Origin of the sequence: Bradyrhizobium sp. BLXBL-03 (assembly GCF_051853015.1) — a bacterium.
In the GTDB taxonomy this organism is placed as follows: domain Bacteria; phylum Pseudomonadota; class Alphaproteobacteria; order Rhizobiales; family Xanthobacteraceae; genus Bradyrhizobium; species Bradyrhizobium manausense.
Genome location: NZ_CP182470.1, coordinates 2,415,795 through 2,428,918, shown reverse-complemented (window position 1 = coordinate 2,428,918; position 13,124 = coordinate 2,415,795). Strand labels below are relative to the sequence as shown.

At 64.9% G+C, this 13,124-nt stretch carries 10 protein-coding genes; all 10 read right to left on the bottom strand.

The features are described 5' to 3' along the window. Positions 1 to 14: 14 nt before the first annotated feature. Positions 15 to 902, bottom strand: coding sequence for an outer membrane protein assembly factor BamD (locus ACNJX9_RS11545; protein ID WP_057754431.1), 888 nt, complete (start codon positions 900 to 902; stop codon positions 15 to 17). A 282-nt stretch (positions 903 to 1,184) separates the two neighbouring features. Continuing rightward, on the bottom strand, positions 1,185 to 2,147 hold the full coding sequence (lpxC, locus tag ACNJX9_RS11540) for a UDP-3-O-acyl-N-acetylglucosamine deacetylase (protein ID WP_439408857.1): 963 nt from the start codon (positions 2,145 to 2,147) through the stop codon (positions 1,185 to 1,187). Positions 2,148 to 2,509: 362 nt separating this feature from the next. Next, entirely contained in the window at positions 2,510 to 4,303 is a 1,794-nt protein-coding gene (gene ftsZ / locus ACNJX9_RS11535) for a cell division protein FtsZ (protein ID WP_271602543.1), read from the bottom strand. An 87-nt stretch (positions 4,304 to 4,390) separates the two neighbouring features. After that, the gene (gene ftsA / locus ACNJX9_RS11530) at positions 4,391 to 5,713 is read right to left on the bottom strand and encodes a cell division protein FtsA (RefSeq protein ID WP_439408855.1); all 1,323 of its coding nucleotides are present in this window, start codon (positions 5,711 to 5,713) and stop codon (positions 4,391 to 4,393) included. After that, positions 5,710 to 6,726: a cell division protein FtsQ/DivIB gene (locus ACNJX9_RS11525; RefSeq protein WP_439408853.1), complete on the bottom strand. Its 1,017-nt coding sequence runs from the start codon at positions 6,724 to 6,726 to the stop codon at positions 5,710 to 5,712. Before ACNJX9_RS11525 ends, ftsA begins: the two co-directional genes overlap by 4 nt. Positions 6,727 to 7,074: 348 nt before the next feature. Then, a complete protein-coding gene (locus tag ACNJX9_RS11520) occupies positions 7,075 to 8,061 on the bottom strand; it encodes a D-alanine--D-alanine ligase family protein (protein ID WP_439408851.1) in 987 nt (328 codons plus the stop codon). A gap of 96 nt (positions 8,062 to 8,157) precedes the next feature. Continuing rightward, positions 8,158 to 9,078 (bottom strand): UDP-N-acetylmuramate dehydrogenase, encoded by a 921-nt coding sequence (gene murB, locus ACNJX9_RS11515; RefSeq protein WP_439408850.1) that lies wholly within the window; start codon positions 9,076 to 9,078, stop codon positions 8,158 to 8,160. A gap of 4 nt (positions 9,079 to 9,082) precedes the next feature. After that, positions 9,083 to 10,486: a UDP-N-acetylmuramate--L-alanine ligase gene (murC, locus tag ACNJX9_RS11510; RefSeq protein WP_439408849.1), complete on the bottom strand. Its 1,404-nt coding sequence runs from the start codon at positions 10,484 to 10,486 to the stop codon at positions 9,083 to 9,085. Between the two features lie 151 nt (positions 10,487 to 10,637). Continuing rightward, entirely contained in the window at positions 10,638 to 11,738 is a 1,101-nt protein-coding gene (murG, locus tag ACNJX9_RS11505; protein ID WP_439408848.1) for an undecaprenyldiphospho-muramoylpentapeptide beta-N-acetylglucosaminyltransferase, read from the bottom strand. A 216-nt stretch (positions 11,739 to 11,954) separates the two neighbouring features. Further along, entirely contained in the window at positions 11,955 to 13,106 is a 1,152-nt protein-coding gene (gene ftsW / locus ACNJX9_RS11500) for a putative lipid II flippase FtsW (RefSeq protein WP_057754406.1), read from the bottom strand. Between the last annotated feature and the right edge of the window lie 18 nt (positions 13,107 to 13,124).

The following is a 13,124-nucleotide window of genomic DNA, read 5'->3' as shown; positions in this document are numbered from 1 at the left end:
TTCCTAGCCGAGACTTAAAGGCCAATCTTCTTGAAGGTCTGGCTGATCCAGGACCCCTGATTCTCGCTCGGCTCGAGACCGCCGGATTTTACAAGATTATAGGCGTCCTTGTACCAGCGGCTGTCAGGAAAATTGTGGCCGAGCACGGCGGCTGCCGTCTGGGCCTCGCCGACGATTCCGATCGACATATAGGCCTCGGTGAGGCGGTAGAGCGCCTCCTCGACGTGCCGGGTGGTCTGATATTGCGTCACCACCGCCTTGTAGCGGTTGATCGCGGCCGTGTAGTCGCGCTTCTGCATATAGTAGCGGCCGACCGCCATTTCCTTGCCGGCGAGCTGGTCGCGCGCGCCCTCGATCTTGGCCTTGGCGGAGGTCGCATATTCGGAGTTCGGATATTTGCGCACCACCTCTTCCAGCGAGGCGATCGCCTTCTCGGTGCGGCCCTGATCGCGGTTGATGTCCGGTATCTGGTCGTAGTGCGAGGCGGCGATCAGATATTGCGCGTAGGCGGCGTCCGGGCTGCCGGGATGCAGGGTGATGTAGCGGGTCGCAGCGCCGATGCAGCTGTCATAATCGCCGCCCTGGTAGGAAGCATAGGCCGACATCAGCAGCGATTTGCGCGCCCAGTCGGAATAAGGATGTTGGCGGTCGACCTCCTCGAACTTCTTGTTCGCCGCCTTCATGTCCTTCTTTTCGTTCATGAGGTACAAGCCCTCATTGTAGATCTTGTCGGCAGGCTCCTCGACGAAGGTGTCGTCCTTGTTGAGGAACTTGTCCCAGAGCGCGCCGGTGCCGCAACCGGCCAGCGGCAATGCGAACAGGAAGAGAGCAGCGGCTTGAAGCAGCCCACGGGCTCGCGGTGAGACCAAGAGAAATCCGCGCGTCATACGCTGTGCCGACATGAATTTAAGACCTGACGCCCTTTGGTGCGGTGCCCGCCAGCCCATGATCCCCGTCATGGGCGCGAAATGTGTCGTGGTGCCTGCCATGCGACCACGTCGGTGTGACCGAAAAACGATCGTTAACCCATCGGATAGGCAGGCATTCCGCCCGGATTAAGGCGAAAACGCCGCAATCCTAGTCGATCATGGTTACCAGGAGTTTCCCGGAGAAATCGCCGCTTGGATGCCTGCCGCAGGCTTTGCTGCCTGCCGCAGGGCTTGTCCGCCTGCGGCAACTGCCCTTCAGGACACGTCCGGCCCGTAGGCCGCGGCAATCCGGCCGCCGACGATACCGCTGCCGACCTCGACCACGGGCCGGCTGGTGCGGCGAGCTGCCTCACCCTCGACCACCCGCCAAGCGGTGCGGTCGGCGAGCAGCGCGGTCAGAACGGCGTGGTTCAGCTTGTGGCCGCCACGCACCGAGCGATAGGCGCCGAGCAGCGGCAGGCCAGCCAGCGCAAGATCGCCGATCGCATCCAGCACCTTGTGGCGAGCGCATTCGTCGGCGTAGCGCAGGCCCTCGGTGTTGAGCAGCCGCTCCTCGTCAAACACGACGGTATTCTCGAAGGAGGCACCGAGCGCGTAGCCAGCGCCCCAGAGCTTGGCAACATCGCCCATCAGACCGAAGGTCCGGGCGCGGCCGACTTCGCGGCGAAAGCGCTCAGGGTTCAGGTCGAAGCCATAGCTCTGCTGGCCGATGACGGGATTGGTGAAGTCGATTTCGACCTCGGCACGGAAGCCGTTGGCGTAGGGCCGGAGCTCACCGAAGGAGTCGCCCATCTTGACCGAGACAGGCTTCAAAACCTGGATGAAGCGGCGCTGGGCCGGTTGGGTCACGATGCCAGCCTGATCAATTGCTGCGATGAAGGCCGCAGCGCTGCCGTCCATGATCGGCACTTCGGGACCATCGACTTCGATGATGGCGTTGTCGACACCCATACCCCGCAGCGCAGCAAGCACATGCTCGGCCGTGGAGATCAGCGGACCAGTGCGATCACCGAGCACCGTCGCGAAATCGGTTGCCACCACCTGATCGGCAGTCGCCTGAATCTCGCGGTCACTTCCCTCAAGGCCGGTACGGACAAAAATAAGACCTGCGTCCACAGGTGCAGGTCCAAGCGTGAGGGTAACCGGAAGACCGGAATGAACGCCGACGCCGGCCACGGTGGCTTGCGCACGAAGCGTTGTTTGCCGGCTAAACTTCATCAGGAACCGCCCCACTACGACCCATTGCGACTTATACGAGATCTGATTGATCGACCGAGATCGACCGTTCGAATCTCCGTATCCCCAAGTCACGCCAAACCATAGTCACTGCCCTAAACAGCGCCAACTCACGCTTTTTTACCGATTGTTACCCCAAACCCGCCGTATTCGCGCCAAGGCTTAACCAAATTGCACCTCGCTTTGGGGTCGTTACGAGCAGCTTTACTGAAGCACCCAACAGGTAATTAATGATTTAAAATCAGTTGCTTGAAGATGAAATCCGGACCTGCACGGGGAAACTGGAAAGGCCCCGGCAAGCTTCTCGCCGGGGCCTTTTTGCGTCTGCCTTATTGTAACAATTCTCAGGTTGCCTGCCGCCGCAGGAAGGCCGGGATATCAAGATGGTCGTCTCCCTGTGGCGCCGGCGCAACAGGTGCCGGGCGGCCATGGGCGTCGAGACCCTGCGGCGCGGGCCGGCGGGCGTACTCCGAGACCGGCTCGTTGGCGGCGATTTGCTGCGCCACCGACCGCTGCGGCTTGCGCTCGGGCAGCGCCGGCATCGCGGGACCAGCAGTGCGGGCGGCGATCGGGGCCTCGGTCTCCTCGTCGCGACGGCCGAGGCCGACATTGGCGAGGCGCTGGAGCAGCGACAGGCGGGTCTTCTGGGGCGTCTCTTCTTCCACCTCGCCACGGGCCTGACGCAGCTCGGCCTGGGCCGGCATCGGCAGCTCGTCGAGGCGCGGCATCCGGGGGGCGCGAGGCGGCGCACGCTCGGCCTGCGGCGGGATGAAGGTTTCCGGCGTCATCGGCTCCTGGATGGCAAGCGGGGCCTGCTCGGGTTCCGGAAACAGCGTGGGCTTCTGCGCGATCGGACGCACGGTAACGTCGCCATAGGTCTGCGGCGCGGGCGGGACTTCGGACACGGCCGCTGCGATGGCGGCGAGCGCCGCACGCTCGACGTTGGGACGGGCGGCGGCGGGCGCGGCCGCAACCGGTGCGGCGGCCGGGATCTGCGCTTCCATCTTCTGGGCACGCTCGGCCAGGCGCTGATTGTCGGCGCGAAGGCGCGCGGTGAGATCGGCAAGACGGCTCTCGGCAACAGCGGCGGGAGCCGCGGGGGCCTGCTGCAGCTGCTGCGGCGCGGCGTTTGCGACCGGAGCGGAGGTCGCCTGGCTGTTGCGGGCGATCGCGGCCTGCTCGATGCCGGTGGCAACGACCGAGACGCGGATCAGGCCGTCGAGCGCTTCGTCGAAGGTGGCGCCCACGATGATGTTGGCGTCCTGGTCGACTTCCTCGCGGATGCGGGTCGCGGCTTCGTCGACCTCGAACAGGGTGAGGTCCTTGCCGCCGGTGATCGAGATCAGCAGGCCCTTGGCACCCTTCATCGAGGAATCGTCGATCAGCGGGTTGGCGATCGCAGCTTCGGCGGCGGTCAGCGCGCGCTTGTCGCCGGAGGCCTCGCCCGTGCCCATCATCGCCTTGCCCATTTCCCTCATCACCGCTCTCACGTCGGCGAAGTCGAGGTTGATCAGGCCTTCCTTGACCATCAGGTCGGTGATGCAGGCGACGCCCGAGTAGAGCACCTGGTCCGCCATCGCGAAGGCGTCGGCGAAGGTGGTCTTCTCGTTGGCAACCCGGAACAGGTTCTGGTTCGGGATGATCAGCAGCGTGTCGACCACCTTGTGCAGCTCGGCAATGCCGGCCTCGGCGGTGCGCATGCGGCGGCCGCCCTCGAAGTGGAACGGCTTGGTGACGACGCCGACGGTGAGGATGCCCATGTCACGCGCGGTCTTGGCGATGACGGGAGCTGCGCCGGTGCCGGTGCCGCCGCCCATGCCGGCGGTGACGAACACCATGTTGGCGCCCGACAGATGATCGCGCAGCTCGTCGATCACTTCTTCGGCGGCCGCAGCGCCGACGTTCGGCTGCGAACCCGCGCCCAGCCCTTGCGTTACCGCCGTGCCCATCTGCACGATGCGCTGCGCCTTCGACATCGTCAGCGCCTGCGCGTCGGTGTTGGCGACCACGAAATCGACGCCCTGAAGGCCCGCCGTGATCATGTTGTTGACGGCGTTGCCGCCGGCGCCGCCGACGCCGAACACGGTGATGCGGGGCTTCAACTCGTGAATATCAGGAACGTTGATGCTGATGGTCATGTTTGCCTCTCGATCACGCGCGCGTGGGTTCGCCCCGGCCTGCGGCCGCGGGAGTTGGTGAAATCAGACATTTGCGGAAAGCGGTCATCAAAAGCCCTCGCGTAGCCATCGTCCGACCTTTCCGAAATAGCCGCCGGTCCCTGTCTTGACCTGCTGCCGCGTATGCCGCGGTTCGACATGTTCGAGGTGAACATATTGCGGGTAGACGAGAAGTCCGGCCGGCACCGCGAACGCGGCGTTCTTCGCCTCGTTGGGCAGCCGGCCAAAACCGAGCGGACGTCCGACCCGCACGGGCCGGCCGAGAATTTGCGTTCCGAGCTCGACGAGGCCGGTCAGCTGCGAGGCGCCGCCCGAGAGCACGACACGGCCCTTGGGCTCTGCCGCGAAGGGCGAATCCTTCAGCTTGTCCCGAGCCATTTCGAAGACTTCCTCGGCACGATGCTTGACGATGTTGGCGATAGTGGCGCGCGAAACGATCTGCGGCAGATCCTGGTCGTCACCGGCCGTCGGTACAGACATCAGCTCACGCGAGTCCGATCCGCCGGTGATGACGGTGCCGTATAACGTCTTGATTCGCTCGGCATCGGCAATGGTCGCCGAGAGTCCGCGCGCAAGATCCATCGTGATGTGTTGCCCGCCGACCGCAAATCCGGCCGCGTGCACGAAGCGGCCGCCGGAATAGACCGCGATCGTGGTGGTGCCCGCGCCCATCTCGATCACGGCGGCGCCGAGATCGGCCTCGTCGTCGGTCAGCACCGACAGGCCGGCCACATAAGGGCTCGCTGCCATGGCTTCGACATTGATGTGGCAGCGTTCCACCGCCAGCATCAGATTCCGCGCCACGGTGGCGTCGCAGGTGACGACATTCATGTCGACGCCGAATTGATGCGCGACCATGCCGCGGGGATCGCGGATGCCCTTGACGCCGTCGAGCGTGTAGCCGACCGGCAGCGCATGCAGCACGGTGCGGCCCTCGCCGGTGGCGTGGCGCATGCCGGTGGAGGTGACGCGGCTGACATCGGCCGGCGTCACCGCGCCGCCACGGATATCGGCTGCAGCTTCGACGAGCTGGCCGGAAAGCCTGCCGCCGGAGACGGACAGCAGCACGGACTCGACCCGCACCTTGGCCATTTTCTCGGCAAGCGCGACGGCCTGGCGCACCGACTGTTCGCATTCGGCGAGATCGATCACCGCGCCGGCCTTCATGCCGCGCGACTGGATCTGGCTGTAGCCGATCAGTTCCACCGCATGGGTGCGGCCTTGCAGGGCTTCGCTCGGCGCCGACGGTTTCAGCCGCGCGATCATGCAGGCGATCTTGCTGGTGCCGATGTCGAGGCAGGCAACGAGGCCGCCGCGCTTGTGCGGCATCGGGCGCGTCTTCGGCGTCTGGGTGCGATCAAGACCGGTCATGCGGCGTCCCCGGCCTTCTTTTTCTTCTTGTCCTTGAACAGATCCTCGCGCGCCTTGGCGGCATCGTCGGACAGCTGCACCACCAGACGGTCAGGCAGGCGCATGTCGATCGCGACGATGTCCTTCGAGAACAGGCGCTCGTCCTTGTCGAGCTTGGAAAGCGCGGCAAGTGCGTTGCCGACGTCCTGCTCCGGCAGGCGGACGTCCAGGCCGTCCTTCAGCCTCAAGTTCCAGCGCCGCTCACCGACATAGATCGCGGCCTTGGTCACCGAATTCACCTGCGGGTAGCGCGCCAGCAGCGCCAGGAAGTCGCGTGCCTGGGTGTCGGCGCCCTTGCCGACCACGAGCGGCAGCGACAGGAACCGGCGCGAGACATAGGGCTCGAGCAGCGCGCCGTCGTCGGCGATGACGGAGAGCCGGCCGGCCTCCTGCCACAGCGCGAACGGCTTGCGCTCGGTGATCTCGATCATCAGCTGGCCCGGATAGAGCTTCAGCACGGTCGCATCCGCGATCCAGGGATTGGCCTTGAGCTTGTCGCGGACGTCGTCGGCATCGAGGAACAGCAGCGAGGAACGGCCGCTGACGCCGCCGACCGCGAGGATCTCGTCCTGGCTCAGCTGCTTGCGGCCGTTGATCACGACCGAGGTGATGCGGAAGCCGGCCGAATTGGCCATGGCGTTGCGCGCATCGCTGACCGCGGTGACGAAATCCTGGAGATGGCCGCCCTTGACGATGCCGAGGCCGCAGCTGCCGATCAGCAGCAGCACGGTCATGGTGATCCCGACCCGGCGCGGCAGATAGCGCTCGACCAGCGCCACCAGGCGCGGCGGCGGCTCACGCTCGACGACGACCTTGGGCTTGGTTTTCTGCTTGAGGGCAATGCGCTTCTCGGCGCGCTTATCTTGCACCCACTCGCGCAAAAGCACGACCGCTCCGATAGCGGCCGCCTTCAGGTCAGCTTGGGGCCTCAGCGATCTCATAAACGATCGGGTGAGGCTTCCTGCTCCATCCATTGCACGAGCTCGTCAACAGTTTGCCCACGACATTGCGCGGGTCCTGGCGAACATGACGTCTCGGACGTGCCGGGCCGGGTGATGGTCTTCGGCAGAAGAAACCGCTCCCCTTCGAAGCGTTCACCGATCGGGAACAATCCGAAACGGCTCACGCGCCGGCAGCCAAAACGCCATATGCGCCGCCAGCGTTAACCTTCGGACGTCCTGGTAAACAAAAGGTAAAATTCGTTAACGCGGGATGCTTTTTGCCCAGGCAAGTGAGGCAGTTGCGCCACGATGTCCGGCATTTTACCGGCTTTGGGCACCAAACCGGGCGTTTTTGCCGGTCCGGCCGTTAACCAATCCTAATTATTTCCGCACCCGCCGCTCGGCGAGCTCGATCAGGCCGCGGAGGAAGTCGACGAATGCGATGCCCTCGGCTTTCAGCGCCTTGGGGTAGAGCGAGGACTTGGTCAGCCCGGGCAGCGTGTTGGTTTCGAGATAGACCAGCCCCTTCTCCGAGACGATGAAGTCGGAGCGGGAATAGCCGGTGCAGGACATCGCCCGATGCGCCAGCATCGCCTGCTCTTTGAGCGCGGCGGTGATTTCGGGCGTGAAGCGGCCCGGGCAGATCTCCTGGGTCGTCGACAGCAGATACTTTGCGGCGTAGTCGAAACTGCCCTCGCCCGGAATGATCTCGATCGGCGGCAGCGAGATGATCGATCCATCCAGCCGCTCCAGCACGCCGCAGGTCGCCTCGATGCCCGCGATGTACGGCTCGATCACATATTCTTCGTGCTTGGCGGCGTTGCGGACGGCGACGAGATCCTGCTTGGCGTTGACGAAGATCAGGCCATAGCTCGAGCCGTCGCGCGCCGGCTTTGCGATCAGCTTGCCGTATTCGGCCAAGGCGTCGTCGATGTTCTCGAGCGCGATGCCCACAGGCGGCGTCACGCCGCCGATCGCGGCAAAGCGCTTGGCCGCGATCTTGTCGAAGGCAAGATGCGAGGAGGCCGAGCCGGAGCCGGTGAAGGGCACGCCGCGCGTCTCGCACATCACCTGCAATTCGCCGTTCTCGGCGCTTCCGCCATGCAGGCTCAGCACGAGAACACGGTCTTCCACCCTGGCCTGGTCGAGCGCCTGCGGAAGCGGAATGCCACGCGTGCCGGGCTTGAACTCGTCCTCGAACGGACGGGCATGCTCGAGCAGCTGTTTCGACTGCACGACATGCACCTTGTCCTCGACGTCCCAGAACCAGAGATCGGCCTCAGGCAATGCCTGATGCAGCGCCTGGGCCGAGGCGACGGAGACCAGACGTTCGCGGTTGGAGCCGCCGAAGAGGATGGTGATGCGCATGTTTCCTCGCATTTCGTCATTCCGGGATGGCGCGCAAGCACCAGACCCGGAATCTCGAGATTCCGGGTTCGCGCTCCGCGCGCCCCGGAATGACCGTTAAATAGGGATTCCAATCCGCTTGATTTCCCACTGCAATTCGATTCCGGAACTTGCCTTTACCCGTTCGCGCACGGTCTCTCCGAGCGTCTCGATGTCGTGCGCGGTGGCATCGCCGGTGTTGATCAGAAAATTGCAGTGCATCTCGGAGACCTGGGCACCGCCGACCCGCAGGCCGCGACAGCCGGCTGCATCCACAAGCTTCCAGGCTGAGTGGCCGGGTGGATTCTTGAAGGTCGAACCGCCGGTCTTTTCGCGGATCGGCTGCGCGCTCTCGCGGTGGCTCTGCACCTCCGCCATCCGCGCACGGATCGCCTCTGCATCCCTGATCTCGCCGCGGAAACGCGCGGAGGTGAAGATGATGGAAGGATCGACGCCGCTATTGCGGTAGACGAATTTCATGTCGGCGTTGTGGAAGATGTACCTGGTGCCGTCGCGCCCGACGCCGCGTGCCTCGATCAGCACGTCCTTGGTCTCGCCGCCATTTGCGCCGGCATTCATCCGCAGCGCGCCGCCGATCGTGCCGGGAATGCCGAAGAAGAATTCGAGCCCACCGATATTGGCGCCGGCCGCGACCTCCGCGACGCGCTTGTCGAGCGCGGCGGCACCTGCGGTGACGGTATCGCCGCTCGCGGTGGCCTCACCAAAGGCGCGCGGCGCAAGGCGGACCACCACGCCGGCGATGCCGCCGTCGCGCACGATCAGGTTGGAGCCGACACCGACGACGTAGACCGGAATGTCGCCGGCGAGATGCGCGAGGAAGTAAGCGAGGTCATCCTCATCCGACGGCGTGAACAGCACCTGCGCCGGACCGCCGACGCGAAACCAGGTGAGCTCGGCCAGCGACTGGTTCGCCAGCAACCGGCCGCGCAGCTCCGGCATCGCGGCTTTGAGTGAGGGGGTGATGTCGGGGAAGGTCACGGCCTTACCCCAACGCCTTCAATTGATCCGGCAGCGCATAGGCCCATTGCGTGATGTTGCCGGCGCCGAGACAGACGACGAGATCACCCGACTTTGCCAGCCCCTTGACGATTTCAGGAAGCTCCGTCGCCGCCGGCAGCGGGATCACCTCGCGATGGCCGTGGGCACGCAGACCTGCGACGAAATGATCGCGGTCGATGCCATCGATCGGCGTCTCGCCCGCGGCATAGACATCGGCGACGATGACGGCGTCGGCATCGTTGAAGCAGGTGCAGAATTCCTCGAACAGCGATTGCAGGCGGGTGTAGCGATGCGGCTGCACCACGGCGATGATCTTGCCGTTGGTGGATTCCCGCGCTGCCTTGAGCACGGCTGCGATCTCGACGGGATGATGGCCGTAATCGTCGATCACGGTGACGCCGTTCCACTCGCCGGTCTTGGTGAAGCGGCGCTTGACGCCGCCGAAGCCGGCGATCGCCTTGCGGATCGCATCGTCGGAGACGCCGAGCTCGCGCGCCACCGCGATCGCGGCCGTCGCGTTGGAGGCGTTGTGGCGGCCCGGCATCGGCAGCATCAAATCAGGAATCTCGTGCACGGCGCCGGTCTTGCGATCGCGGAAGGCGACCTTGAATTTCGAGCCGCCGCCCATCGGCGTCAGGTCGAGCAGTCGCACGTCGGCCTGCGGGTTATGGCCGTAAGTGATGATACGGCGATCCTCGATCTTGCCGACGAGGGTCTGCACCACGGGATGATCGATGCACATCACGGCAAAGCCGTAGAACGGCAGGTTCTCGACGAAATGGCGGAACGCGTCCTGCACCGCCTCGAACGTCTTGAAGTGGTCGAGATGTTCGGGATCGACGTTGGTGACGATTGCGACATCTGTCGGCAGCTTCAGGAACGTGCCGTCGCTTTCGTCGGCCTCAACCACCATCCAATCACCGGCGCCGAGACGTGCGTTGGAGCCGTAGGCGTTGATGATGCCGCCGTTGATTACGGTGGGATCGAGCCCGCCGGCGTCGAGCAAGGTCGCGACCATCGTGGTGGTCGTGGTCTTGCCATGCGTGCCGGCAATCGCGACGCAGCTCTTCAGCCGCATCAATTCGGCCAGCATTTCGGCGCGGCGAACCACGGGAATGCGCCGCTCGCGCGCCGCCATCAATTCCGGATTGTCGCGCTTGATCGCGGTAGAGACCACCACGACCTCGGCGCCGTCGACATTCCCGGCCTTGTGGCCGACGCAGACCTTGGCGCCCTGCTTGCGCAGGCGGTCGAGATTGTAATTGTCGGAGGCGTCCGAGCCCTGCACGGCATAGCCGAGATTGACCAGCACCTCGGCGATACCGCTCATGCCGATTCCGCCGATCCCGACGAAGTGGATGGGTCCGATCTCGCGCGGCAGTCTCATGTGGTTTCCTTGGGATCATCGTCCGCGGAAGGCGGACGATCCAGTATTCCGCGACGCCTGAGAGTCAAATCAGCTGCGTCGTGTACTGGATGCCCCGCTTTCGCGGGGCATGACAAGGGGCTTTTTTGGCCATTCCGGGGCGGAACAGGCGTCAGAGTCCCGCGACTTTGATCACAAGATCGGCCAGCCGTTCGGCGGCATCGAGCCGGCCTGCCCCTTTGGCTGCGGCCGCCATGGCGGCGAGGCGCGCCGGCTCGGCGGCAAAGGCGGAGATCTCCGAGGCGAGCCGATCGGAGGTGAACTCGGTCTGCGGGATGCGGATCGCGCCGTCAACCCTGGCCAGCACGCCGGCATTGGCGAACTGGTCCTGGTCGATCGAGCCCGGCAGCGGCACCAGGATCGAGGGCCGCCCGATCGCGGCGAGCTCGGCCACCGTGCCGGCGCCGGAACGCGACACGATCAAATGATTGGAGGCGAGTCGCGCCGGCAGATCGGTGAAGAAAGGTGCGAGCTCCACCTTGATCTTGAGCTTGTCATAGACCGCGCGCACGCGGGTCATATCCTCGTCGCGTACCTGCTGGGTCAGCACGAGACGGCCCCACAAAGCGGGCTCGAGCCGCTCGATCGCGCCGGGCACGATGTCGGCCATGATGCGCGCCCCCTGGCTGCCGCCGACGACGAGCAGGCGCAACGGTCCGTTCGCTTCAGGTGCGGCATAGGGCACCGCCGCCGCGGCGAGCACCGCCGGTCGCATCGGCGTGCCGACTGTCGTGGTCTTAGCCGCAAGCGCCGGATCGCGGTCGAGCACGCCGGGCAGCGACGTCGCGATGGCCTCGACGCGGCTCGACAGGAAGCGGTTGGCGCGGCCGAGCACCGCATTGGCGTCGTGGATGATGCCGGGCACGCCGGCGAATTTTGCCGCAACCAGCGGCGGCAATGTCGGATAGCCGCCGAAGCCGACGACGGCTGCGGGCTTCAATCGCCTGATCAGGCTGTAAGCGGACAGCGTACCGGTGGCGAGCGTGAGGCCGGCATAGGCGAGCTGGATCGGATTGCGGCCGCGCGCGGTCTCGCTCGCGACGACGTCGATCATGTCCTTGCTGAACAGCCCGCTGTAGCGCAGCGCGCGGTCATCGGTGACGAGACGCACGCGAAAGCCGCGCCGGATCAACTCGACGCCGAGCGCCTCGGCCGGAAACAGGTGGCCGCCGGTGCCGCCCGCGGCGAGAAGAATCAGGGGAGATTGATCCATAATTCACGTTTTACAGTGTCTCCCCCGTCATTGCGAGCGGAGCGAAGCAATCCAGAAATGCATCCGCAGGAACAGTCTGGATTGCTTCGCTCCGCTCGCAATGACGAGTCCGTAGCCCGGATCGAGCGCAGCGTAATCCGGGGTCTCGCGGTTGGAATAAGCATCCCGGATTGCGCTACGCTCCATCCGGGCGATGCATTCAACCATTACCGGAAACTACGCGTAGCTCCGCATCGCCTCGGCGTGGCCGCTGGCCTCGACCTCGGTGCGCGGGCGCAGCCGCGTCAGCGCCAGCATCATGCCGACGCCATAGGCCAGCGAGACAATCGAGGAACCACCGTACGAAATGAACGGCAGCGTCATGCCCTTGGCGGGGATGAGCTGCAGGTTCACCGACATGTTGATCGCGGCCTGGACGCCGAACAGGATCGCCAGCCCAGAGGCCGCAAAGCGCGAGAACATGTCCTCATTGGCATAGGCGCGCGACAGCGTGCGGATGACGACGAAGGCGAACAGCGCCAGCATGGCAAGGCACAGGATGATGCCGAACTCCTCGGCGGCGACCGCGAACACGAAGTCGGTGTGGCTGTCCGGGAGGTTCCGTTTTGCGATGCCCTCGCCTGGCCCTAGGCCAAACCAGCCGCCGTTGTAGAACGCCTCCATTGCGGTATCGACCTGGAAGGTGTCGCCGGAAGCCGGATTCATGAAACGCTTGATGCGGCCGGCGACGTGCGGGACGAACAGATAGGCGCTGAACAGGCCGGCGGCGCCGAGGCCTGCGAGGCCGAACACCCAGATCATGCGCATGCCCGCGATGAAGAACAGCGAGCCCCACACCATCAGGATCAGCATGGTCTGGCCGAAGTCCGGCTCCATCACCAGCAGCGAGACCAGCATCAAGAGCAGCACCAGCGCCATCGAGGTCGCCGGCATCTCCGGTCGCCTGGTCGATTCCGCGAACAGCCAGGCGGCGATGACGACGAAGGACGGCTTTGCGATTTCGGAGGCCTGGATATTGACGCCGATGAGCGTGATCCAGCGCCGCGAGCCCTTCACCTCGGGGCCAATAGCGAGCGTCACCACGATCAGGATGATGCTGAGCGCGAAGATGATCAGCGCCGAACGTCGGATCGCGCGCGGCGACAGGAAGGAGACGCCGAGCAGGACCATGAAGGACGGCGCCAGGAACATCACGTGACGGCTGAAGAAATGGAAGGGATCGAGCCCGATGCGGGTCGCAACCGACGGGCTCGCCGCCAGCGACAGGATGACGCCGGTCAGCATCAAGAGCAGGATCGCGCCGAACAGCGGCTTGTCGACGGTCCACCACCACTCGGAAAAGGGGGTGCGTTCTTCACGGGAGAGCATGGGCGGCCGCTTTCGGAC

What these genes read in the sequence shown, in the direction of transcription:
- ACNJX9_RS11525 (WP_439408853.1), bottom strand. Translation starts at nt 6,726, where the DNA reads ATGGATGGAGCAGGAAGCCTCACCCGATCGTTTATGAGATCGCTGAGG.
- ftsA (WP_439408855.1), bottom strand. Translation starts at nt 5,713, where the DNA reads ATGACCGGTCTTGATCGCACCCAGACGCCGAAGACGCGCCCGATGCCG.
- ftsZ (WP_271602543.1), bottom strand. Translation starts at nt 4,303, where the DNA reads ATGACCATCAGCATCAACGTTCCTGATATTCACGAGTTGAAGCCCCGC.
- murC (WP_439408849.1), bottom strand. Translation starts at nt 10,486, where the DNA reads ATGAGACTGCCGCGCGAGATCGGACCCATCCACTTCGTCGGGATCGGC.
- ACNJX9_RS11520 (WP_439408851.1), bottom strand. Translation starts at nt 8,061, where the DNA reads ATGCGCATCACCATCCTCTTCGGCGGCTCCAACCGCGAACGTCTGGTC.
- ACNJX9_RS11545 (WP_057754431.1), bottom strand. Translation starts at nt 902, where the DNA reads ATGTCGGCACAGCGTATGACGCGCGGATTTCTCTTGGTCTCACCGCGA.
- murG (WP_439408848.1), bottom strand. Translation starts at nt 11,738, where the DNA reads ATGGATCAATCTCCCCTGATTCTTCTCGCCGCGGGCGGCACCGGCGGC.
- ftsW (WP_057754406.1), bottom strand. Translation starts at nt 13,106, where the DNA reads ATGCTCTCCCGTGAAGAACGCACCCCCTTTTCCGAGTGGTGGTGGACC.
- lpxC (WP_439408857.1), bottom strand. Translation starts at nt 2,147, where the DNA reads ATGAAGTTTAGCCGGCAAACAACGCTTCGTGCGCAAGCCACCGTGGCC.